This is a genomic window from Cupriavidus gilardii, assembly GCF_008801915.1.
GTDB classification, from domain to species: Bacteria; Pseudomonadota; Gammaproteobacteria; order Burkholderiales; family Burkholderiaceae; genus Cupriavidus; species Cupriavidus gilardii.
Genome location: NZ_VZOV01000002.1, coordinates 189,394 through 210,834, shown reverse-complemented (window position 1 = coordinate 210,834; position 21,441 = coordinate 189,394). Strand labels below are relative to the sequence as shown.

General features: G+C 63.8%; 28 protein-coding genes. 5 read left to right on the top strand and 23 right to left on the bottom strand.

What is annotated here, in order from left to right:
• Positions 1-3 precede the first annotated feature (3 nt).
• The 14 genes from F7Q96_RS03820 to F7Q96_RS03760 are packed head-to-tail and all read right to left on the bottom strand — an operon-like array spanning position 4 to position 9,858.
• Positions 4-651: a DUF6441 family protein gene (locus tag F7Q96_RS03820; RefSeq protein ID WP_151022139.1), complete on the bottom strand. Its 648-nt coding sequence runs from the start codon at positions 649-651 to the stop codon at positions 4-6.
• A complete protein-coding gene (locus tag F7Q96_RS03815) occupies positions 629-790 on the bottom strand; it encodes a hypothetical protein (protein ID WP_197483786.1) in 162 nt (53 codons plus the stop codon). The genes F7Q96_RS03820 and F7Q96_RS03815 overlap by 23 nt, the downstream gene beginning before the upstream one ends.
• Before the next feature lie 50 nt (positions 791-840).
• Positions 841-1,242, bottom strand: coding sequence for a DUF6631 family protein (locus tag F7Q96_RS03810; RefSeq protein WP_151022137.1), 402 nt, complete (start codon positions 1,240-1,242; stop codon positions 841-843).
• A 9-nt stretch (positions 1,243-1,251) separates the two neighbouring features.
• Positions 1,252-2,004: a phage tail tube protein gene (locus F7Q96_RS03805; RefSeq protein WP_151022135.1), complete on the bottom strand. Its 753-nt coding sequence runs from the start codon at positions 2,002-2,004 to the stop codon at positions 1,252-1,254.
• Positions 2,005-2,006: 2 nt separating this feature from the next.
• Positions 2,007-2,183, bottom strand: a complete 177-nt coding sequence (locus tag F7Q96_RS26775) for a DUF7210 family protein (protein WP_170265833.1) — start codon at positions 2,181-2,183, stop codon at positions 2,007-2,009.
• A 5-nt stretch (positions 2,184-2,188) separates the two neighbouring features.
• Positions 2,189-2,614: a hypothetical protein gene (locus F7Q96_RS03800; RefSeq protein WP_151022133.1), complete on the bottom strand. Its 426-nt coding sequence runs from the start codon at positions 2,612-2,614 to the stop codon at positions 2,189-2,191.
• 10 nt (positions 2,615-2,624) lie between these two features.
• A complete protein-coding gene (locus F7Q96_RS03795; protein ID WP_151022131.1) occupies positions 2,625-2,909 on the bottom strand; it encodes a head-tail joining protein in 285 nt (94 codons plus the stop codon).
• Entirely contained in the window at positions 2,909-3,910 is a 1,002-nt protein-coding gene (locus tag F7Q96_RS03790) for a major capsid protein (protein WP_047835757.1), read from the bottom strand. Before F7Q96_RS03790 ends, F7Q96_RS03795 begins: the two co-directional genes overlap by 1 nt.
• 14 nt (positions 3,911-3,924) lie before the next feature.
• Positions 3,925-4,302, bottom strand: a complete 378-nt coding sequence (locus F7Q96_RS03785) for a head decoration protein (protein ID WP_151022129.1) — start codon at positions 4,300-4,302, stop codon at positions 3,925-3,927.
• A 3-nt stretch (positions 4,303-4,305) separates the two neighbouring features.
• On the bottom strand, positions 4,306-5,625 hold the full coding sequence (locus F7Q96_RS03780) for a S49 family peptidase (RefSeq protein WP_151022127.1): 1,320 nt from the start codon (positions 5,623-5,625) through the stop codon (positions 4,306-4,308).
• Between the two features lies 1 nt (position 5,626).
• Positions 5,627-7,120 carry a phage portal protein gene (locus F7Q96_RS03775; protein WP_062739403.1) on the bottom strand — a complete coding sequence of 498 codons (1,494 nt, stop codon included), beginning with the start codon at positions 7,118-7,120 and terminating at the stop codon, positions 5,627-5,629.
• Positions 7,120-7,326, bottom strand: a complete 207-nt coding sequence (locus F7Q96_RS03770; RefSeq protein WP_062739402.1) for a phage head-tail joining protein — start codon at positions 7,324-7,326, stop codon at positions 7,120-7,122. The genes F7Q96_RS03775 and F7Q96_RS03770 overlap by 1 nt, the downstream gene beginning before the upstream one ends.
• Positions 7,327-7,348: 22 nt before the next feature.
• A complete protein-coding gene (locus F7Q96_RS03765; protein WP_151022125.1) occupies positions 7,349-9,310 on the bottom strand; it encodes a phage terminase large subunit family protein in 1,962 nt (653 codons plus the stop codon).
• Complete coding sequence (locus F7Q96_RS03760; protein ID WP_151022123.1) at positions 9,310-9,858, bottom strand: elements of external origin; 549 nt, start codon at positions 9,856-9,858, stop codon at positions 9,310-9,312. The genes F7Q96_RS03765 and F7Q96_RS03760 overlap by 1 nt, the downstream gene beginning before the upstream one ends.
• 117 nt (positions 9,859-9,975) lie before the next feature.
• On the opposite strand from F7Q96_RS03760, the gene F7Q96_RS03755 reads away from it, so the two are divergent.
• The 5 genes from F7Q96_RS03755 (at position 9,976) to F7Q96_RS03735 (ending at position 12,018) form a co-directional block, all read left to right on the top strand.
• Positions 9,976-10,173, top strand: coding sequence for a DUF6900 domain-containing protein (locus F7Q96_RS03755; RefSeq protein ID WP_151022121.1), 198 nt, complete (start codon positions 9,976-9,978; stop codon positions 10,171-10,173).
• A gap of 94 nt (positions 10,174-10,267) precedes the next feature.
• Positions 10,268-10,831 (top strand): DUF3489 domain-containing protein, encoded by a 564-nt coding sequence (locus tag F7Q96_RS03750; RefSeq protein ID WP_151022119.1) that lies wholly within the window; start codon positions 10,268-10,270, stop codon positions 10,829-10,831.
• A gap of 129 nt (positions 10,832-10,960) precedes the next feature.
• Positions 10,961-11,320, top strand: coding sequence for a hypothetical protein (locus F7Q96_RS03745; protein WP_151022117.1), 360 nt, complete (start codon positions 10,961-10,963; stop codon positions 11,318-11,320).
• Between the two features lie 96 nt (positions 11,321-11,416).
• A complete protein-coding gene (locus tag F7Q96_RS03740) occupies positions 11,417-11,779 on the top strand; it encodes a hypothetical protein (RefSeq protein ID WP_151022115.1) in 363 nt (120 codons plus the stop codon).
• Positions 11,779-12,018, top strand: a complete 240-nt coding sequence (locus F7Q96_RS03735; protein ID WP_151022113.1) for a hypothetical protein — start codon at positions 11,779-11,781, stop codon at positions 12,016-12,018. Before F7Q96_RS03740 ends, F7Q96_RS03735 begins: the two co-directional genes overlap by 1 nt.
• Here F7Q96_RS03735 and F7Q96_RS03730 read toward each other — a convergent pair.
• The 9 genes from F7Q96_RS03730 to F7Q96_RS03690 all read right to left on the bottom strand — a co-directional run bounded on the left by F7Q96_RS03730 (position 11,963) and on the right by F7Q96_RS03690 (position 21,436).
• Complete coding sequence (locus tag F7Q96_RS03730) at positions 11,963-13,204, bottom strand: site-specific DNA-methyltransferase (RefSeq protein WP_151022111.1); 1,242 nt, start codon at positions 13,202-13,204, stop codon at positions 11,963-11,965. The genes F7Q96_RS03735 and F7Q96_RS03730 overlap by 56 nt on opposite strands.
• Positions 13,201-14,634, bottom strand: a complete 1,434-nt coding sequence (locus F7Q96_RS03725; protein WP_151022109.1) for a site-specific DNA-methyltransferase — start codon at positions 14,632-14,634, stop codon at positions 13,201-13,203. The genes F7Q96_RS03730 and F7Q96_RS03725 overlap by 4 nt, the downstream gene beginning before the upstream one ends.
• A gap of 378 nt (positions 14,635-15,012) precedes the next feature.
• On the bottom strand, positions 15,013-15,417 hold the full coding sequence (locus F7Q96_RS03720) for a DUF6362 family protein (protein ID WP_151022106.1): 405 nt from the start codon (positions 15,415-15,417) through the stop codon (positions 15,013-15,015).
• Positions 15,410-15,622 (bottom strand): hypothetical protein, encoded by a 213-nt coding sequence (locus F7Q96_RS03715; protein ID WP_151022104.1) that lies wholly within the window; start codon positions 15,620-15,622, stop codon positions 15,410-15,412. The genes F7Q96_RS03720 and F7Q96_RS03715 overlap by 8 nt, the downstream gene beginning before the upstream one ends.
• Position 15,623: 1 nt before the next feature.
• Entirely contained in the window at positions 15,624-16,085 is a 462-nt protein-coding gene (locus F7Q96_RS03710; protein WP_151022102.1) for a crossover junction endodeoxyribonuclease RuvC, read from the bottom strand.
• 314 nt (positions 16,086-16,399) lie between these two features.
• Complete coding sequence (locus tag F7Q96_RS03705) at positions 16,400-18,589, bottom strand: AAA family ATPase (RefSeq protein ID WP_211923498.1); 2,190 nt, start codon at positions 18,587-18,589, stop codon at positions 16,400-16,402.
• Positions 18,586-19,341, bottom strand: coding sequence for a PD-(D/E)XK nuclease family protein (locus F7Q96_RS03700; protein WP_151022100.1), 756 nt, complete (start codon positions 19,339-19,341; stop codon positions 18,586-18,588). The genes F7Q96_RS03705 and F7Q96_RS03700 overlap by 4 nt, the downstream gene beginning before the upstream one ends.
• Complete coding sequence (locus tag F7Q96_RS03695) at positions 19,341-19,763, bottom strand: DUF6511 domain-containing protein (RefSeq protein WP_151022097.1); 423 nt, start codon at positions 19,761-19,763, stop codon at positions 19,341-19,343. The genes F7Q96_RS03700 and F7Q96_RS03695 overlap by 1 nt, the downstream gene beginning before the upstream one ends.
• A complete protein-coding gene (locus tag F7Q96_RS03690) occupies positions 19,760-21,436 on the bottom strand; it encodes a DEAD/DEAH box helicase (protein WP_151022095.1) in 1,677 nt (558 codons plus the stop codon). Before F7Q96_RS03690 ends, F7Q96_RS03695 begins: the two co-directional genes overlap by 4 nt.
• Positions 21,437-21,441 lie beyond the last annotated feature (5 nt).

Sequence of the window (21,441 nt, the reverse complement as noted above, 5' to 3'; positions counted from 1 at the left end):
CGTTCAAACCTTCGACATTGCCTTGCGGATGGCCGCCGTCAGGCGGGGAAGCTCGACCCGCACCGCACGGTTGAGGTCGAAGCGTTTTCTCAAGCTCACGCGCCGCACCAGCACGGCGATGGGAATCTCCTGGCCGCGCCGCAGGCGCTTTGCGCCGCTGCGTTCGCGCTCGGCGCGGCGAAAGCGCGTGAGCGGCCGGGCGTTCTCGGCAAGGTTCTCGGCCATCAGGATCTGCTGGCCGTTCTTCTCGATGAACCAGGCGTTCCCGGATCGCATCAGCGCATCGATCACCCGGGCGAAGGCCTTGTGCCCGATGCGCCGGTGTTGAGGCAACAGCGGGATCAGCATCCGCCCCCGGATCGTTCCGCCTTGCTCGTGGATGCCCAGCCACGGCACCTTCGAGCCGAGGTAGAGGGCCGGGAACGCATTGGTTTTGCGGTCGAACACCTTGGCGTGCATGGAGCGCAGGAATTTGGGGCTGGCCGTTCGGAAGCTGGCGCGCATCTCGCCGCGGACCTGTTCGGCCATATCCTTGCCGCTGTCACGCATCGCGCGGGCAACTGCCGCGTGGATCGCCTTGTGGGTATTGGTCTGCCAAGCGTTGAAACGCCGCCGGTCTAGCAGGCCCTCAGCGACCAGATCGATCTTCATCGCGCATTCCCTGATGGAGTTCGGCCTGCAACTGACGGATGCCGTCGCGGCTGCCTTGCGCGGCGGCAGTCATAACCGCCAACTGGATGGAGAGACGCTCGTATTCGAGACGGTCGTCGGCCGACAGGAAGGCGTTCACCTGGCCCAGCGTGTATCCCAGGATGTCCGGGTAGCGGTGACCGCTGCGGATCAGGCGGGCGACGGCGTCGATCCAGCCGACAGACCTTTCTTTTGTCCGTTCAGGCTCTGCGCCAGATCGCCGACCTTCGGCGCGACCCGGCGCACGAAAAAATCGGCATTCACCTCGAACACGGCAGCGGCCAACGTGATCGCATCGTCCAGCGCCAGGGCGTTCACCCATTCGCGCGGCTGACGGCTGGCGAGCGCCAGCGCAGCCAGCAAAGCGTCGCCGTGGTCACAGAGCAAGGCGAGCCAGTCCGGTTCGCCAGTTAGCTGCTCGGCAAAAGGCCGCACGGCCTTGAGCATCGCCGGCAGTTCGCCGACCACCAGCGGGCTGATGGTAAGGCGCTGCCCGGCCATTTCCATTAGCCGAGCCTGCGTCACGAGCACATCCAGATCGGAATGGGTCATGACGGCTCCTTACAACAGCACGATGCGGCCGAACTGGCCGAGGTCGCCGGCAGTCGGCTTGAGCGTGTCGGCCAACACCTGTCCGGAAAGCTCGAACTTGAGCAACTCCTCGGTGATGATCGAGAGCTCCTTGGCCGGATTGATCGCCACGCGGTACAGGTCGATCACCACTTCGCGGTTGCTGTCGGCGGTGTTCAAGCCCTCGAAACGCACCCACCGTTCGGGCAGCGGCTGGGTGAACAGCGCCGTCGATTGGGCCGCGCCATAGGCGTAGTCGACCTTGAACGGCTCCACGTAGGGGCCGCCCGTCGTCTTGTCGTTGATGACCAGCGATCCGTGCTTGGCATTGAGGCTGTACTGGGCGACGGGCAGCGTCTTGGGCGTGCCGGAGGCGTCCTTGACCACCACAGAGGAGACGTTCTGCTTGGCGAGCAGGTACAGGCTCCCCGCCGTGACCGGGTTGGGCAGTGCCTCGGCCGTCACCGTGCCGCTAACCTGTTCGATGGTCGTGCCGTACAACGCCAACCCCAAGTTCACGGCGATCAGTTCTTCCAGCGTGCAGGCGAATTCGCCTTTCTTGGTCTTGATCAACTGCAGGTCGGTCAGGCGCTGGCCGCTGGTCGATTCTTGGTGCTCCAGAGTTTCGACCGACAGCGACACCTTGAGCTCCGGCACGTTGCCGACAAAGTTCAGCCCTTGCGGGTTGCCGGCGGTGTCGCGGGCGCCGATGTAGACACGGCCTTGTCCAGAGAAATACGGCATGGTCAGTCTCCTTTACGAACGGGAGTGGCGAGCTTCGGGGTGGCGTCGGCCACTGCGACCTCCTGGGCGACGGCGTGGTCGATCAGCCATCGTGCGGTGGCCTCGTCGACATCCAGGTACGCGCCGGGGGCATAGCGCACTCCGGCGTGGGTGTGGGGTTTCATCAGTTCAAGCGTCATTAAGGTCATCCTGTCTGGGTGAGGTCTTGGGCATTGGTGCGGTAACGGATCTCGTAGCGGGCAGGCAACGCGACGGCGCCGGCATCGGCGTCCTCGGCATCCCACTCGCCATCGATCTCCCGGATCGCGAGCGCGAGGCCGGTGACGTTGGCATCGGTCATCAATGCAGCATGTGCGGCCACGATCAGCCGGTCCGCGACGTCGAAGGCCTCCTCGCCACGCGCCACCGCGACGCAGCGAATCGTCAGTGTTCGGTCGACGCGGTTGTTGGCGTGCGCGGTGATGGCGTCGCCTTCGGTGAACATCAAGAGCGCGGGTCCGGTATCGCGCGTAACCGGTGTTGTTGGGTGGCGCAGCACCGGCACGGGCGCGACGGCGCTGCTCAGGCGTGCGGCAACCGCCCGCAGGATCTGCTCGCGGATCGAATTCATGCCGAGTCCCTCAGAGTCGCGTGAGGTCGGCTCGCCGCTCGCTGCCGTCGCCGATGCTGCGGATATCACGGACGCGGTAGCTGTGGGCTCCGATCGTCACGGTCTGCCCTGCTGCCAGGCTCGGCTGTGTCGAGGCCGGGAAGCGGATCGTGTAGTCGGCGGACAGGGCCAGCCCGTCGAGTACGGATTCGTCCGGGGCGCGGAAGTCGACGGCTATGGCGTGGCCATCGATTTCCGCATCCACCAGCAAGCCAGACCGCCCAGCGGCGTCGTAGAAGTCTTCGATGCGCACCATCACACCGTCAGCTTCACGAGCACACCAGGGCGGTGGCACATGGGCAGCGGGTTGGACTGGGTATGCAGGTCAGTGCCGCGATCGAACTTGCGCGGCTCCTGCTTCGCATACAGCGTCTGCCCGATGGTGTTGACCGTCTCGTTGAAGTCAGCTGGCGCGAAGTAGGTACCGAAGGTATCCACCGTGCCCAGCGGGAAGGCATGGGCCTCGCCAGCCGCAATGAAGCGTCGGGTGGTGCCGGAGGGGTCGGTGGCCTGCCCGCGATACTCCTCGAAGGTGATGCCGGCGTAGGTGAAGCCACGGCGCACGTCGTTGATCAGGATGGCACCCTGCTGCCAGTTCTCGAACGCTTTCTCGACCTTGGCATGGCCGGTCAGTGCAGCGAAGAACTCGGGCGAGCACAGGCAGTGCACACCGCTCATGAACTCACCCTTGAGGTTGTCCTCGATCGCGGCCAGGGTTGCGAGGCATTTCGCCTTCACATTCGTGCCGGCGTTGCCGAGATCGAAGGCGATGGTCTGCGGCGTGATGTCAAACTCGTCGAACAGGTCGTACAGCACGGAACCATCGGCATCCAGGATGACGCCCTTGAGCGCACCCATACGCAGGTGCTCTAGCGTGATCGCATGCTTGTTGCGCATGGTCTCCAGGTGGCGCGCGATGACGCCCGCGACGGCTTCCGTTTCAGTCTCCGAACCAAAGGCGCGGATGCCCTGAACCTCTTCCGGGAGGACGACATCGTCATGCGGGATGTGGGGGATCACGAACGAACGCAAGGTGCGTTTGCCGCGCACACCGACCGTGCCCGGGGCGCCCGGCGGTAAGGTCGGCAGCAGGTTCAGTACGCCGTTCATCTCCTCGACGATGACCTGTCGCTGGCGCACCGGCTTGGCCGGCATCAAACCGAGATCCTCGATGCGGCCATAACGGTTGGGAAGAATGTTGATGGCCGCCGTGAGCGCCGCCATCGAGAACGCGGGATTGGTAAAAGGGTTCTGCATGGTTGTCTCCTAATTCAGGCGGCGGTTCGGACGAGGACGCCACGCGCTTCGATCTGAGCGATCGCAGTGGCCTTCTCGGTAGGGGTGATGGCGACCGGCCACACCAGGGCATGGCTGGCGACGATGGCGTGGCGGGAGATCAGCAGCGCGTCTTCCCGGTCGATCAGGGTCGCGTCCACGTCAGCGGCGAGCACGCCGACCGCGTTCTCAGTGCCATCGGTGGCGGCCGGGTCGAGCGCTTTCAGCTTGCCGGTCGTACTGTCGCGGCCGACGATGGCGCCGAGCTGCAGGTTTTGACCGGCAGCAACCGTGGCCAGGTCGCGTGAATAGAGATTCGGCGCCTCGTACTTGAGGGGATCACCGAGGTTGTTGGTTTCCTGAATGGCAGACATGGCTTACTCCTTCGTGGCGAGTTTCTTGACGGCGGCAACGACCGGGCTGCTCTCCGGCTGCACGGTGGTTCCCGCATCGGCGGTGATGCGTGAGGCAATCTCCGGCTGTTCAGCGCGAGCTTCGAGCAGTGCGCGGCGGACTTGGGCCTCGTTCATCCCGGATGCGAGGAATTCCGCCGTGCGCTGTGGCGTGCCTGCGATCAGGCAGATCTCGGCAATGGCTTGTGCCTCGATCCGGCCGTTGGCGTGCGCACCGACGAGCGATGCAGACACGGGCGGGGTGGTGGGTTCATGCGCTGGGGTGTCTGCCGGGTCTGGCGTGACCTCCGGCTCGGATTCGTCCAGACGGGGCTGCTGTTCGTGATCGGTCATGGTTTTCTCCAAATGAGACTGTTGTTGGCTGTAAATCTGCGGGGGTGCGTTCCGTGAAGCAAGCGAGGCACGGGCGAGCGGGCCGCGCTTCGCGGCGCCCGTACTGGGTGTCGCCAGCCGGCGTTGCGCATCCAGTGCGTTGGAGAACTCGATCAGGACCTGATCGAAACTCATCACCGCGTCAGCCAGGCCTGCCGTCACAGCAGCCTCGCCGAAGAGCAGGCTGGCTTCGGTCGCCCGCACGGCATCGCTGTCCAGAGCTCGCATTTGCGCGACCTGGCTGACGAAGATTCCGTAGAGCCGATCCACTTCCGCCTGCAGGGTGGAAGCCGCCTGTGGCGACAGCGGCGCGTGGGGAGAAAAGTCGTTCTTGTGGTGGCCGGCGTAGATCGCAGTGAAGTCGACGCCGTCCTTGGCATCCTTGACGGACTGGTCGACGTGCAGCGCAATGACACCGATGGAGCCCACACCTGCGGTTTGCGACAGGGTCAGGCGCGATGCGGCGGCTGCAATCGCGTAAGCCGCCGAATACGCCGAGTCGTTGGCATGCGCCCACACCGGCTTGATGTCGTTCGCAGCGCGAATCCGCTCGGCCAGCTCGAACACGCCACCGGCTTCGCCGCCGGGCGAATCTAGGTCGAGCAGGATGCCGCTGACCTGTGGGTCCGCCAGCGCGGCGTCGATGCGTGCCGCGATTTCCCCATAGGAGGTCAGGCCAGACGCCGCCTCCAGTCCCATCGCCCGTCGTACCAGGGTGCCGTGCACGGGAATGATCGCGATGCCGGGCTGCCCGACCGCAGTGCCGGCTTTCGAAGTGGGAAGCGGGACGGCAGCATCGATCTCGGGCAATCCGATGCGCGGGCCGAGGACGGACAGGATCACGTCCAGTTTCGAACGCGCAATGAGAAGCGGCGTCCCGTAGAGACGGGACGCCAGGTGTACGAGCTGCATATCAGTTGTCCTGGGGTTCTTGCGGCGGAGCCGGAGTGGCGGTCGCCGAGGCGTTGACGGGCGACTTGTCGTGGCGCGGGTCGGAGTCGAAGACCAGCCCCAGCTCATCGGCCCGCTGGTTGTCGGCCGCGATCTCGCGGTCGATGTCTTCGGCGTCGTAGCCGAAGGCGGAAATGGCTTCGGAGCGCGAAAGCAACCCGGCACGGATTGCGGTGAGCATCGCGTCGAACTCCTTCTTCGGATCAACCCACTGCCAGCCCTGCGGAATCCATTTGGCGGCCAGGTATTCCCGTTTGCGTCCGACGAAGCCCGGGAGATCGAGTGCGCCTTCGAGCGCAGCCTGTTCCATCCATGCGCGCCAGATCGGGCGGCAGAGCTGGTGGACGATCACGCCATGCTGGATCGCTTCGCAGCGGCGGCGAAACTCCAGCAATCCGGCGCGGATCGACGAGTAGTTCACCTGCGTCAGATCGCCGGTGAGCATCTCGTAAGTGATGCCCATCGCGGCGGCGACGGCCCGGAACTGCATGCGCAGGAACTCGGCATAACTGGCTCCGACGTCAGCCGGTTGGCTGAACTTCACGTCCTCCCCAGGCTCCAGCAGCTGCAAGGTCCCGGGTTCCAGTCCTGCCAGGGATACGCCGTTGGCGTCCGCCAGCCCTTCGCCGATGAGGTTGTCCTCGGGCGCCAGGCGCGTGATGAAGCCCGCAAACATCGCCGCCGTCTTCTTGCGCACCAATTCGGCGTCGTCGTATTGGTCCAACTCATTGAGCTTGACCAGCGCTCGCGCCAACCACGGCTCGCCCCGGATCTGGCCAGGGCGCAGCGGACGGAACAGGTGGATGATCTCGGTGGCAGGCACGCGCACGGTGTCCATGCCACCCGTGCCGGACATTGGCGCCAAGGCGCCATCACCGGGATGCGAGCGATACAGGTGGTAGGCGACGCGGCGGCCGAGCCGATCGAACTCGATGCCGGCCCGTACCACGTTGCCGGAAGGTAGCTCCAGGTTCATCGTCATGGGCAAGTGTTCTGGTTCCAGCAGCTGGAGCTGGAGGCCAACCGCCAGACCGTCTTCGGGTCGGCGATAGCGCAGCCGCACCAGTGCCTCACCGCCTTCCAGCATTGCCCGGCAGGCGAGTGCTTGCAGGCCGTAGAAGTCGGTCAAGCCGGCTGCGTCGGCATCGCTGCACCAGTCCCACCAGAGGGCGTGAATGGCTTCCCGCAGTGCGTTGTCCGCGAGCATCGACTGCGGCTTGATGCCCGTGCCGATCGCGTTGGCGACGAAGGCCTCCACGCCGGCGGCCGCCCAAGCGTTGCGTCGCACCAGGTCGCGGCTTTTGGCGCGGAGCTCGTTCTGGGTGAAGGCCAGCGCGGCAACGGCACCAGGATTTCCGACCTGCCAGGCAATCGCTCGCCGACCACCGCCGATACCGTCGTAAGTCGGCGACGGGCCGCCAAACATGCCGCGCCGAAGTTTGGAGAACCAGCTCATCAGGTGGCCTTCCGGGTCGTGACGCGCAACTGACGGACGAGGCTTTTCCCTGAATTTCGGGCGATCTCTGTCTCGACAGTTCGAATGGCGGCCTGCAACTCTTCGACTGAGCGGTACTCAATCGTTTTGTCGCCGAAGCTCACACGGCGCTCGCCAGTGGCCAGCGCACGCTTCAACGCGTCGAGCTCAGTAGTGGTGTAAGTCATCGTGTCCTCATCGGCACATCTGTCAGCTGAGCCAGCGGCTCCTAATCACTCGTCGCCCGGTGCTGCGGGGCGCAGAAACAGCGAGGCCACCGCGTTGGGTGGCCTCGTTGATCGATTCAGTAGGTGTTTCAAGGGCTGGCGGACTGGCCAACCCCAGTTGTCGCTCCAGTTCCCGCCAGTGACGTTCCTCGAAGCGATCCAGACCCGCCGCCGATGCAGCCGCGCGGGCGTAGACGTAGCAGTCGAGCGCCTCATTGCGCTCACGCATCTTTTGCCACTCGCGCACCGGGAAGCCGTTGCGGTCGCGGCGGGTGATCAGTTGCTCGGCGCACAGCTGCTGAATGAACTCGGCGTCGATCTTGGGCAGATGGACGAACCCAGCCGGGAACACCGTGGTCAATCCGTCCTCGCCAACATCTGCGCTCTTGCGCAGGTTGTTGTAGAACTCGAGCTTGGCGATGCTGACCGCCACCGTGTACACCTTGATGCCCCGGCGCAGCTTCTTGCCACCCTGCGAGACATCGATGGCGGTCGGCGTGCCGATCAGTGCGGCACCGCGCGGTACGCCCTTGACCGCCATCACGCGCGGATCGTGGCAGGCTCGCACGAAGGCGTAAGCCTCCTGCGTGGCAAAGCCGGTGTCCAGCGCGAAGCGCGCCAGTGGCATCGCCACCCCCGAGGCGTGCGTCCAGTTCTCGGCCAGCATCGCGGCCAGCGCCTTCCACACTGTGTCCCGTGCGGTATCGCCCATCAGGACTCGGTGCTCGACCAGCCACGACTCCTTGCCACGCCCGAAGGCCCAGACCGACGCCTCGATACGATCTTTCTGCACGTCGGCCGCGCCGACCAAGAGCAGACCGCCTTGCGGCACCGTGCCGACGCGGTAGTCTTCTCTGCGCTCGACCAGTCGTTGCCAGTCCGGGGCTTCGCCCTCCTCGACCCAGGTTTCACCCAGCTCGGTGTTCTTGAAGGTCTTGATGGCAGCGGCCGATCCCGACTCTTTACTGACGGCGGCTTCCCACGCAGCGGCGATCTCACGCCACGAACGCCAGCCCACCGGGCTGTATAGCGACGACAGGTGGAAGCCTGCCGTCTTGCCCGTGCCATCGGTGATCATCGCGCGCCACTCGCCGTGCTCCAGCATCCACGTTTTGTGGTGCTCGGCAATCGCGGTGTCACACGACTCGCAGATGTAGGCAGCGGTCTCCGGTTGCCCTTTGTCCCAGCGGAGCTGCTCGAAACGCAGCCACTGACGGTGGGAGCAATGCGGACACGGCACGAAGTAGCGACGTTGGTCACTGGCCTCGTACTCGCGCTCGATAGCCGATGCCCCTGAAATCGTCGGAGTCGAGACGATGAAGATCTTGCGCCGCGCGAACGTGCGTGTACGTGCCTCTGCCAGCGAGATCGCATCGCCTTCGCCCTCGACGTCCAACGGATAACCGTCGACCTCGTCGAGGAACAGGTAGCGCACCGGCATCGAGCGCAGCCCGACCGCGCTGTTGGCTCCAGTCATCACCAGCACGCCACCCCGGAACTCCTTGGCCAGGATGGTGTTGCCGGAATCCCGGCTGCGCGCCGGTGCAATCAGTTCAGCCAGTGCGGACGACTCCTCGATCAGCGGATCGATCCGCTGCTTGGAGTTGCGCTTGGCCATCTCCACTGTTGGCCACACCGCCATCATTGGACCGGGTGCGTGATGGATCACATAGCCGATCCAGTTCGATCCCATCTCGGTCGCGCCAAGCTGTGCCGCTTTCATGAACACCACACGCTCGAGCGGCGATGTGGGCGACAGGCAATCCATGATCGCTTTCAAGTAAGGCGTGCGGCTGGTGCGCCAGCGACCCGGTTCCGCAGAGGCCTTGCTGGAGAGCATCCGGTGGCGATCTGACCATTCGGACACGGTGAGCAGCGGGTCGGGCGTCAGTCCTTCGCGCCACGCGCGTTCAATCTCGGCAGCGCCTTCATAGTCCATGTCCATCAATCCACCCTCGGGCGCATCTCGCCCAGTTCCTGCAGGTGCTCACGCACCGCCGCCTCCAAGGCGATGTGCATCGTGTGGGGATCGACGCCGAGCTTGGCTGCCATTTGTGCCGAGATGCGTGCGGGCCAGTTGAGCCAGGCATCGCGTTCGGATCGCGCCAGCTTGAAAACGTGGGCGATGGCCTGTGGCCGATCCACCAGTTCGCCCTTGAGGCGGGCCAGGCGCACCTTGTTGGTTTGCGCCTTGACCACTTCGTTGACCGTCCGCGCTTGCAACAAGGACGTGCCACCTGCTGCGGATGTTGCCAATGAGGCTGCTTGCCCGTCTCTTTCGGCCCCGCTGGATTCCTGGACGGCGACCTTGACCGCGCGGGTGGCCGTGCCATTGCGGGGTGCATCGGAATTGCGCGCCCACTCGCGGTCGACGCGCTCGGCATCAATCGTTCCGTCTGCCTCCGGCGTGATCCGCCCGCCAGCGATGGCCTTGCGCACCGCTGCATCGGACACCCCTCGGTGGCGTGCGTAGGCACGAATCGAAATACCCATATTTCCCCTTCGGGGCACCTTCAATCATTTGTTCGTCATTCATGCGAATTGAGCTTGGCTTCTATCTGGAACAGCGCGTTCATACGTTCGTCATCAACACCATGAAAGGACACGGACATGAGCAAGCTCGAACAACTCCTGACCCAGATCGCGCAAAACAAGCTGGGCATCGAAACCCTGGAAACCCGCCGCTCGGACAGCCTCGATTTCCACGATGTAGCGGTCTGGTGCCTACGCGATGCGCTTGAAGCCGCCTTCAACGCGGGTCTCGAGCAAGGGCGCAATGCCAACCCGTCAGGCAAGGCCAACACCTGATTGCGAAGCGAAGAAGCCAAGCAAAAAGCGCTTGGCTTCACTTGAGAACAGCGCGTTCATCACATCACCGTCCACCACATCGAAGGAGCAAAACATGACCACCACTCAACTGACCCCTGCCCAGCACGCGATCCTGGCCCACGCGGTTGAACACACCAGCGGCAAGATCGACTGGTTCCCCGACAACATCAAAGGCGGCGCACGCAAGAAGGTGCTCAACGGACTTTTCAACCGCGCACTAATCACAACCGACGGCACCGACTGGTTTGTCGCTGCGGAGGGCTACGACGCCCTGGGCATTCCGCGTCCCGACGTGAACAGGAAGGGCATCGGTCAGTTCGAAGCCAATCTCGACCGGATCATCGCCAACGCTGAAGGCGCGCCTGCGGCCGCGAGCGATCCCGAACTGGAAGCCGCCGTAACCGCCGCAGAAGCCACGTGGGTCAAGCCGCGCACCCGCGAGAACAGCAAGCAGGCCGAAGTGATCTGGATGCTGCAACGCCCCGAGGGCGCAACCATCGGCCAGATCTGCACCGCCACCGGTTGGCAGGCGCACACGGTGCGCGGCACCTTCGCCGGAGCCTTCAAGAAAAAGCTCGGCCTGAACATCGTCTCAGACAAGCCGCAGGGTGGCGAGCGGATCTACCGCATCGCCTGAAAACGAGCACGGCGAGTTTCGGCGAAGCCAAAAAGATGGCGAGAGGAGCCATGAATAGCTTGGCTTCTCTCCCCACCAGCGCGTTCATACAGATGTCGTGATTGACGACGCTAAACCAGGAAAACCGCCATGAGCACCATGACCATCACCATCGAACGCACCCCACGCACTCTGCAGTTCGCAGGCCAAAGCCTCCAGGTCGAAGAGTTGAGCATCCGCCTACCGTTTGCACGCAAACCTGCCGACCTCGGCGAACTGGGCGGGAGCGACCAGCACAAGGTCTACGTCACCGAGACCAAGGAGCTCACCCCTGCCGAATTCGACGCCTTTGGGCGCAGCCTGCTGGTGTCACGCGACTGGCTGCGTGGCAAGGGTGGCGGCACTGGCGACGGCTACCTCTGCGTCGAGGTCACTGCTCCCGGATGCCCTTACCTCTACGTCAATCCCGAGGGCGGTGATTACGCCCGCTACGTAGCCCGTCTCGGGTAAGCGAAATTGATCGAGAGAGAGGCCAGGAACAGCTTGGCTTCTCAATCGAACAGCGCGTTACTACAGGTGTCGCAACGATCAACCCGGAGAAGACACATGACCACCAACCAGATACCCGCCACCCAAAACGAAGCCTGGGGTTTTTGGGACACGATGAACGAACACGCCAGCTCCGCATGGCCCCTGGCCATGAACACCATTTCGGACGCCACGTACCAGCCCCTCGAATCGGTGCGGACCTTCCTCGACAGCCGCCACGGACGCCACTTTGCCGACGACGTCCAGAACGGTTTGTACCAAGGCCAAGCGTTGCAGGATGCGATCAACGCCGCCACCCGACGTTGGATGGGCTGGACGATTGGCCGCCAGACCAGCAAGCAGTACGGCATCCCGCGCGGCCTGCCTTACCTGACAGGCTTTGTGATCCACTGCGAAATATGCGAAGAGATGGCTGCCTGATGAAAACGCCCGCCACCGAACGGGAGCAGGCGCTGCGTTGGCTAATTGCCAACCGGCGTCCAGACGTCTCCATCGAGCAGGCCGTGCGCGTCATGCGCATGGCACTGCCGCGCGATCCCACTACCATGCAAATCCTGCGGCGCATCGCCGAGGAAGAAGAGGCCAAGCAGCCTGGCCAGTCATTCAACTGGCGCACACTTCCTGGTCTGCTGCCTCGCGGATGGCCGTCTGGCCGGTGAAGTCCTCCCACCGGCGCACGATCACATCCACGTACTTCGGATCGAGTTCGATCAGTCGCGCGACGCGACCTGATTTTTCGGCCGCAATCAGCGTTGTGCCAGAACCACCGAACGGATCGAGGACGACGTTACCCGGGCGGCTCGAATTGCGGATCGCCCGCTCGACCAGCTCCACCGGCTTCATCGTCGGATGCAGATCGTTCTTCTGCGGCTTCTTGATGTTCCAGACATCCCCCTGATCGCGGTCACCACACCAGTGACGTTGCGCACCCTCGGGCCATCCGTACAGGATCGGTTCGTACTGGCGCTGGTAGTCGGCGCGGCCCAACGTGAAGGTGTTCTTGGCCCAGATGATGAACGTCGACCACTTTCCACCGGCGGCGCGAAAGGCGGCCTGCAGCACATCCAGCTCGCTGGATGACATCGCCACATAGATGCCGCCCCGGCAGTTCGCCACTGTGGGCGTCAATGCTGCCAGCAGGAAGTCGTAGAAACCGTCACCCAGGTTGTCGTTCAGGATCGCGCGATCCTTGCCGCGCATCTTGTCCTTGGCACTGTTGGCGTAGTTCACGTTGTACGGCGGGTCGGTGAAGACCATGTCTGCCACGTCGCCCTGCATCAGTCGGTCGTAGCTCTCGGCCACGGTCGAGTCGCCGCACAGCAGTCGGTGCTGGCCCATGATCCAGACATCGCCCGGGCGCGATATTGGAATTTCGCCAACCTCCGGTACCGCATCCTCATCGGTCTGTCCCTCATTGTCCGGCTCGTCGCCCGCGATCAGTTCGGCCAGCGCGTCGGCGTCGAAGCCGGTGATGTCCAGATCGAAACCTTCGAGTTGCAAGGCTTCCAGTTCGATCCGGAGCATCGCATCGTCCCAGCCCGCGTTCTCCGCGATGCGGTTGTCTGCGATGACCAAGGCGCGGCGCTGGGTCGGGCTCAGGTGATCCAGTACGACCACGGGCACGATCTCAAGCCCAAGTTTCTGCGCAGCGGCCAAGCGTCCATGCCCAGCGACGATGATGCCGTCACTGCCTGCAAGGATCGGATTGGTGAAGCCAAACTCGGCAATCGATGCGGCGATCTGCGCCACCTGATCATCCGAATGTGTCCGCGCATTGCGTGCATAGGGCAGCAGTTTGGCTGTAGGCCACTGCTCAATCTTGTCTGCCAACCAGGACGCGCTCATTGTTCTACCTCCGTGGTCGCCAGCCGTTCTGTGGCCACGTCGTCGAAGGACTGGCCCGATTTGATTCCACAGCCTGCAATGAGCGTGACCGGCACGCCGGGGTGGTTTTGCTGAAAACGCTTGATGGCCACGTCCACGTACTCCGGCGCAATTTCCACACTGCGGCAGATACGACCAGTGCGTTGCGCGGCCAGCATCGTCGTACCACTGCCGCCGAAGGGCTCGAACACGACGTCACCCGAATCGGTGTAAGCCTCAATGGCAAACTCAGGCAATGCGACCGGGAACACGGCCGGGTGATCAATGTCCTGCCCAATCTTGCCCTTGTGGCGCATCACGCGAATCACCGAATCGGGGATACGGGTGTCCTGCGTCGGCTGACCCTTGTGCGTCCAGCCGCCGACCTCGCCATCCTTACCACGCATCGCTGTGGACGACCCGTCAGCGCGCAGGTGCGATTCCAGGCCCGCGTGCTTGCAAGGAACAATCTTGTTGGGTTTGCGGGTGCTGCGATTGAAGTGGAAAACAAACTCGAAGCTGGGAGCCAATCGGCCCTGCCAGTCGCCGGGCATGCCTGGCCCCTGATCCCAGACGTACCACGCAAAGCGCCGCCACCCTAGCTGACGCATCCAGGACAGCCAGCCGTCCCAATAGGGGATGACTTCGTTGTCGCGGTGGATCAGCCCAAGATTGACCAGCACCTGTCCGTCGCCAGCCATCGGCAGATGTGCGAACACACCTCGCATCAGGACATCCCAATCGGCAATGCCGCCGGAGGTGTAGTCGCGCTGGTTGCCATACGGCGGCGAGGTGAAGCAAAGCTGCGCGGTGTCACCCTGCATCAGCGTGGCGACCACGGCTGGGTCGGTGGCGTCGCCACAGATCAACCGGTGCGAGCCGATGGCCCAGACATCTCCCTCGCGCGACACCGCCACCACTGGCGTGTCAGGTACGTTATCGGTCGTATCGGGTTCATCGGCGTCTACGCCATCCTGCGCCGCAGGTTCTGCTTCGGTGGGCGTGGCATCTGCCAGCAGCGCATCGATCTCGATGTTCTCGAAGCCGGTCAGCGCCAGTTCGAAACCCGCTTCGGAAAGCTCCGACAGTTCGAGCGCCAACATCTCCTCATCCCAGCCAGCGTCAAGCGCCAGCCGGTTGTCGGCGATGACCAAGGCGCGCTTTTGCGCGGTGGTGAGATGGGCCAGTTCGATCACCGGCACCTGATCCAGCCCCAGCTTGCGTGCGGCAGCCAAACGACCGTGGCCCGCGATGATGCCGTTGTCGCCATCAACCAGGGCCGGGTTCGTCCAGCCATATTCGACGATGCTAGCGGCGATCTTGGTGATCTGCGCATCGGAATGTGTGCGCGGATTGCGGGCGTAGGGAATCAGCGCCTCGACCTTGCGGTACTCGACGTTGAGCGTATTCAAAGATGGTGTCCTGAAAATAGAGAACCCGCCGACGACAAGCCGTGGGCGGGTTTTTGGGGTTGGTGCGAACTGGCGGGGTGCGAACTGCGAACTGTGCGAACCTTGGTTCGCACCCTGACGCTAAAAAAGCGCCGCGCTCGCGCCCCCCGCATGGCTTGGTGGCCAGAAAGGACCCGTGGCAATGGGCGTGGCCATCGCGGGCTGGAAACGACGAAGGCCACAGACTGTGCTGTGGCCTTCAGACGTACTTCGCTCGCGAGATTAGCTGTAATACTAGCGAAAAAACCTCCGGATGTTGCACGCCGAAAAGGCGTCAAAACCCGCAGCGTTCCGCAGGACTCCGAGTGGCTTTGCAACGGCTCGCAACTACACGCAACGTCAGCGCGAATTGGCTGTCGCTCCATGTCTCCTCGCGGCTTGCAGCTGCTCGACCACGATCGCCAGTGCCGCCTGCCAACGACGCCAGGCAGTGGTTCGATCACAGGCGAAGCGGCAGCAGACTTCTTTCCACGGGTACCGCTGCGCCCGCATCCAGACCAGGTGTCGCTGTTCTTCTTCCAGCCACTGGACCCACCGCATGGTCTCCAGCATCCGGTCGATGGCCACAGGATCGGGAGGAAAGCGGTAGACCGGTGGCTCTGCGCCGAGGTTTTCCCATGGCATGCGTTTGATCGCCGGCCAGCAGTTGAAGTAGCCCTGCACGCGAACCGGAGGAAGGCGGTGGGCGGTTCTTGCGGCCTCGATGAACCGGTCGGCCACGGTTTCGATCGTCCATTCAGCCATGTCGACGCTCCTTCGCCCCGTACAGCCGATCGCCGATCCGGCGCAGCAGTTCGCGTTCGACCCAGTCGAGCCGTGCGTCGTCGGGCGAGATCACCAGGATCTGCTGGTCGCGCCAGCCCTCACGCTTGATCTGCTCCGGATCGGGGCGCGGATCGGGTTGCAGTCGAGCCAGGGCACAGCGGTAGGCGGGAGTCGGAACCTTCATCTCACACCTCCAGCGTCTCGATGGCCCAGTGCAACAGCGCAATGGCATCGGCTTCGTTATCGTCAGCCGGTGCGTGGCCACGCAACCGGGCGGCGCTGATCATCTGATCCTTGTTCGCGTTGCCCTTGCCGGTGGCGTGCTTCTTGATCGTACCCACCGAGACGCCTTGGTACGGGATCTGGTGGTGCTCGCACCATGCGGTGAGGTGGGCCATGAAGCCGCCGTAGGCGTGGGCTGCATCGACCCCGGCGTGGCGGCGCACCTCCTCGAAGTACACGGCGTCGATGCCGTCGCAGGACTGCTTGATCTCGGTGAGCCAGCGTTTGAATCGCAGGTAGCGCATGCCGCCACCCTCGAAGCGTTGCGGCTTGAAGGATTCCGATCCGCTGGTCACTGCGCCATCTCGGTCGCGCAGCGCCCAGCCTGTCTGGGTGCCGAGATCCAGTGCCAGGATCGAGGGCATGGATGGCCGCCGATGATCTGATCCGGGGTGGCCGGCAAGCCCCCTACGTAGGGTGGAGGGACCTTCGGGTCCCTCTCCTACGTAGTAGGAAGGGGAGTTTTCGCCAACTGGAGAACGCGAGAAAGTCCAGCAACCACGCGGGTTTGCGCCAGTTGGCAAGTTGGCAGCGTTGCCAACTGCCAACTGCGGGGTAATTCCGGCAGCGCCTTGATTTGCCAGGGATTCCAGTTGGCAGGGGTTTGCCAACTGCGTGTAGTTGGCAAGGACGTGAGTGCAGTTGGCAACGCTGCTGCCAACTGCCGATTGGGCAATGTTCATGAGGCCTCCGGGTCGTTCAATTCGTCGTGGTAGACCCACACGTCGGGGTTCTCGACAGGCATCGAGGCGCCGGAATGCGGGCACTTGTAATGGGTCGGGAGTACCGTGTACTCGCGCATCGGCAACTCGCCGGTGGCCGTGTCGACATCGCCCGCAGGCATGCGCAGCACCATGCCTTCGACGCAGAGATAGCCGAACTTGGTGCGGCCGCTGGACGGCAGACCGTAGTCCGCAGCGTTGCGGAAGTATTTGATGTAGCCCTGCGTCGAGAGCGCGGAGACGCGTTCGCGGATGGTGCGCTCGCCGCCCAGGCCTGCCTTGCCCTCGAAGGACTCCGCGAACTGATTGGCGGTGTAGCATCGCCCGTTGCTGGCCTCCTCGAACAAGATCTGAAGGATGGCGTCGCGCTTGCGGCGGCGCTCGGCATCCAAGCGCTCGCCGTAGTCCTTCATCACCAGCCGCTCGTTGGCATCGACCTCGCGCCACTCGCCGTTGATCTTGTCGACGTGCCGTTGCGGGATACCCGCGCCATTGCGCAGCTCGAAGATCAGCTGGCGGGTCGTTCTGGTCTCGTCGGGCCTGAACAACAACATCCCGGTCGAGTAGTAGCCGCGCAGACTTCCCGCGCCGGCCAGTGCCTGAAACGGGTCCTCCTCGAACTGCTTCTTGCCCAGTTTCCGGGTGTGGTGCGCAAGAATGATCCCAGCGTCGGGATTGACCGCCTGGCGAATGCGCTCCACCCGCTGGGACAGGAAGAACAGCATGGCGCCGTTATCGTTCTCGCCGCCGGCGTCGCCGCCGTCGAACACATTGCGGATCGGATCGATGGCGATGATGTCGGGAGGCTCGCCGCCGAAAGCCTGCGCGATCGCCGGGATCACCTGTGCCAGTCCTGCGTCATCGAGCACCAGCCGCAACTGCGGTGTGGCCACGAAGTTGGCGCGGGCATCCAAGAGCCGATGGGACGGCAGGCGCACGTCCTTCACGCGCTCGCGCAGGTAGTGGTACTGGACCTCGGCCTGCAGGTAAAACACGCGCAGCGGACGGGGTGGCTGCATGCCGAGGAATACAGCGCCAGCCGCCATGTGCGCCAACCAAGACAGCAGGAAGTCGCTCTTGCCGACCTTGGGCGCACCGCCGAACACCAACATGCCAGCCGGCGTCAGCACGCGCGGAGAGATCAGATCGGGTGGCAGCGGTGAGTTATCGTCGAGCAGTTCGCCGAGCGTGAAGGTAGGCAGAGAAGGAGCCGCAGCCTTTACGATCCGTCGGTCACCCTGGGCGATGAATGCCGCGCAGTCGAAGCCTTCTTCGACAGCGTCTGCGGCATCCCACTTGGCCGGCTTGTCGGCGGGCGGCACCAGGATGGCCACGGATGTGCTGCCCGCCACCACGCAAGCGCGAGCCGCGCTCTCGGCGTAGTCCCAACCGGGTGCATCCCGGTCCGGCCAGATGACCACGGATTTCCCGGCTAATGGACGCCAGTCGGTTTTGTCGACTGGTGCCTTGGCGCCGTTCATTGCGGTGGTGGCGGCAATGCCGGAGGCGATCAACGCAGCCGCACACTTCTCGCCTTCGACCAGGACGACCTCTCGCGCTTTCGCGATGGCCGGTTGGTTGTAAAGCGGCCTGGGGTCGGGGGCGCGCCACATGCGGGCGCGGACATCCCAGGGGCGATATTCCTTGCCCGTCGGTGGGTCGTAGCGGTAGACGCAGGCGATCAGTTCGCCTTCGGGTGACAGATAGTCCCACTTGGCGGTGTAAGCGCCGAGTTCATCCATCGGCACGCTGCGAACATCGCGGCGCATTGGCGTGATGTTCGGTTGTGCAAGACCGAGCCACTGCCGGATCTCACCAGCGATGCGAGGGAAGTCTGCCCGGGCGGAGCGACCTTGCGACCGCGCCCACAGATCGATGATGTCGCCGCCCTCGTCGGTGGAGAAGTCTTTCCACAGGCCTCGCCGTGGTCCGTCCAGCTCAACCACCAGACTCTTACCCGGGTTGCCATCGACATCACCGACGTAGAACTTGCCACCCCGGATGCGCCCCTGCGGAAACAGGTAGTGGAGGACGGCCTCAAGTCGATCCAGCAAGCCAGCGCGCAAGGCATCGGTGTCAGAGGTCAGTTCGTCGCGCTGCTCGGGCGCGTCATTGAAGTCGAGCCAGATGATGTTGTCGGCCATCATGTCGAACTCCAACAGCGGTCCTGCCAGGGGCAGAACTTGCACTCGACATGCGTTGGCGTGGTCGCATGGCGCGGCAGGAGTTCCTGGCTGTCCGTTGCCGTGATGACCCGAACCGCGCGATCGGACATACGCTGCGCCAGGCCGCCGTCGAACGGCACCAGCTCGAACCAGATCTCTTCGGAGTCCTTGTTGATGGCGGTGAACAACGCCGGGTTCGCAGAGATGCCCGGAACGCTGGCCTCCATGTAGGCCTGATAGATGGCCATCTGCGCGGCATAAACCGGTTTGGATTTGCTGACGCCGTGCTTGACCGTGTCCCGCCAGGATTTGTCGTTCATGGTCTTGCACTCCCACAGGGCCGGATAGCTCATTCCTAGCGCTGCGGGACCGCCGTTCAGCACACCATCGACGTGGCCTTGGATGCGGCCGCCTGCGACGGAAAAGCCGAACTGACCGCCACTGGCCTTTTGCGTGTACAGATCGAATCCGGCCATGCGCAGCCAGCGGATGGCCAATTCTTCGAGGACATGGCCCACCTCGAAGACGCGCAGAACGCGACCTGGCATGTCCCGGCCAGGATCGACCGGTGTCTGCAGATACTCGTATTGCAGCGCCCTCTCGCAGGCAACGCCCAACCGCGACGCGCCGAGATAGTTGCGCCGGGGTTGGGTGTCACGTTCGGCGCTCAGCGCGGTATCGATGAGCGCGCCGATCTGCTCGTGGATCTTGGGGCGGTGATTGAAGTCCAGCATCAGAACGGCACCCCCGTCGAAACCGATTTGCCTTGGCGGGCGAGTCGCTCCTCAAGAAAAGCGCGGTCCTTCTCCGCCATCCGCGCGTGCTCGACGAGCATGTGTTCCTGGTAGGCGGTCACCACGACGTCGATCAGCATCAGCACTTCGTCTTTGCTGTAGTCCGCCAGCGGGCGCTGCATGCCGATGGCGCCGACGTACTCTCCAAGCGGCGCCAGGCAGGACGCCATAGCAGCCAGCTCCATGTCACTCGGGTCGATCATGTGACCTCCGGTCTTTACCATGAGTCGTGAAAATGCGTTCTGGCAGCGCATGGAGCAGAACACCCATCGGTCCGAGTAACGGCGTGGATCGCTGCGCGGCAGGCGTGGATTGAAGTAGCCGAAGCCCTTGGCTTTGCGGAAGCAGACTGCACATTTCACGCGGCCTCCCGGTGGGCATCGTTGGCAGCCACCACGAGGCGCTGAATCGACGACTTGTTGAACTGGAAGGACAGCAGCGCCGAGGCTTGATAACGTGTCATGCCAAAGTCGGCGCGCAGCGCCTGCGGCAGATACTGCAGTTGCTTGGGCGTAGGCGGCTCGTTCAGCCAGCGCCGGGTCTTGTGCGCGGAATCCGCCGACTCGCGGTCGTTCAGCCAGTCATCGGCCTTGGCCATGCAGACGGTGCGGTCGCCGACGGCCAGCAAGCGTGGCTGCAGATCCTTGCCACCGCCCACGGCGTGCCAGCGTCCATTCAGGAAGAACACGCCACCCCATGCGTTGAAGCCGGTCGCCATCAGCGCGTCGTCGCAGCCGAACAGGTCGCACCAGCGGAAGTTGGAGCGCTTGAGCAGATCGATCTCGGTCATCACGAAATCGGCCAGCGCATCTCCTTCCTCGGTGGTCTCGTTCTCCCAGACGAAGCCGCACAGCGGGCATTCGCGGCAACCGAGCGGGACGGTGGCTTCACAAGACGGGCAGTCCTTGGTGGGCGCTTCGCCGTGATGCTGGTGTCCGTCGAGGTTGACGTCCTGTTCCAATGAACCGTGCATCAAGGTCGCGGTGCCGAAGTCCAGGACCACGCAGTCGGTCTTGATGACGCCGGGATGCTCGGTAGGATCGATGGTGCGCAGGCCGCGCCCGATCATCTGGGTCAGCGTCGACTTGTGCGAGCTGGGTCGCAGCAGAACAACACACGACGTAGGCGTGAAGTCGTAGCCCTCCGTGAGCACGGCCACATTGACGACCACCTGTGCGGCGCCGGACTCGTACTCTGCAAGGCGCGCCTTGCGCTCCGCATCGGACAGCTCGCCGTGCACGATCACGGTAGGCACCCCGGCGTCGTGAAATGCCTGGCGCACGCACTCGGCATGGGCAACGGTCGAGCAGAACACGATCGTCTTGCGGTCGCCGGCCTTCTCGCGCCAATGACGGATCACGGCATCGGTGATGGGCGTCTTGTTCAGAATGGCCTCGACTTCCGTCATGTCGAAGTCGGTGGCCGTGCGACGAACTCGCGTCAGTTGTTCCTGGGCGCCGACATCGATGACAAAGGTGCGGGGTGGCACGAGGTGGCCGGAGGCAATCAACTCGCCCAGCGTGATTTGGTCCGCGACGTTGCTGAAAACCTCCCGCAGTCCCTTGCCATCGCTGCGGGCAGGTGTCGCGGTGACGCCGAAGATCTGAGCGTTCGGGCTCTTGTCCAGCACCCGATCGATCACACGACGGTAAGACGCCGATGCCGCATGGTGTGCCTCATCGATCACCAGCAGATCGAGCGCTGGTATCGCGGCGAGATGGTTGTCACGCGACAGCGTTTGCACCATCGCGAACGTGGCGCGCCCTGACCAGGATTTGTCCTTGGCATCAAACACGGAGGTGCTGATGCCCGGATTCACCCGAGCGAATTTGGTCAGGTTCTGGCCAGTCAGTTCGTCGCGGTGGGCGAGGATGCAGGCTTTGGCATCTGGCTCGGCCAACAGGCTGCCGGCCACCGCCGACAGCATGATGGTCTTGCCCGACCCGGTGGGGCCAACAGACAGCGTGTTGCCGTGTTGGGCGAGAGCCGCCAGGGAGCGCTCGACCAACAGGGCTTGGCGGGGGCGAAGCATCATGGCGG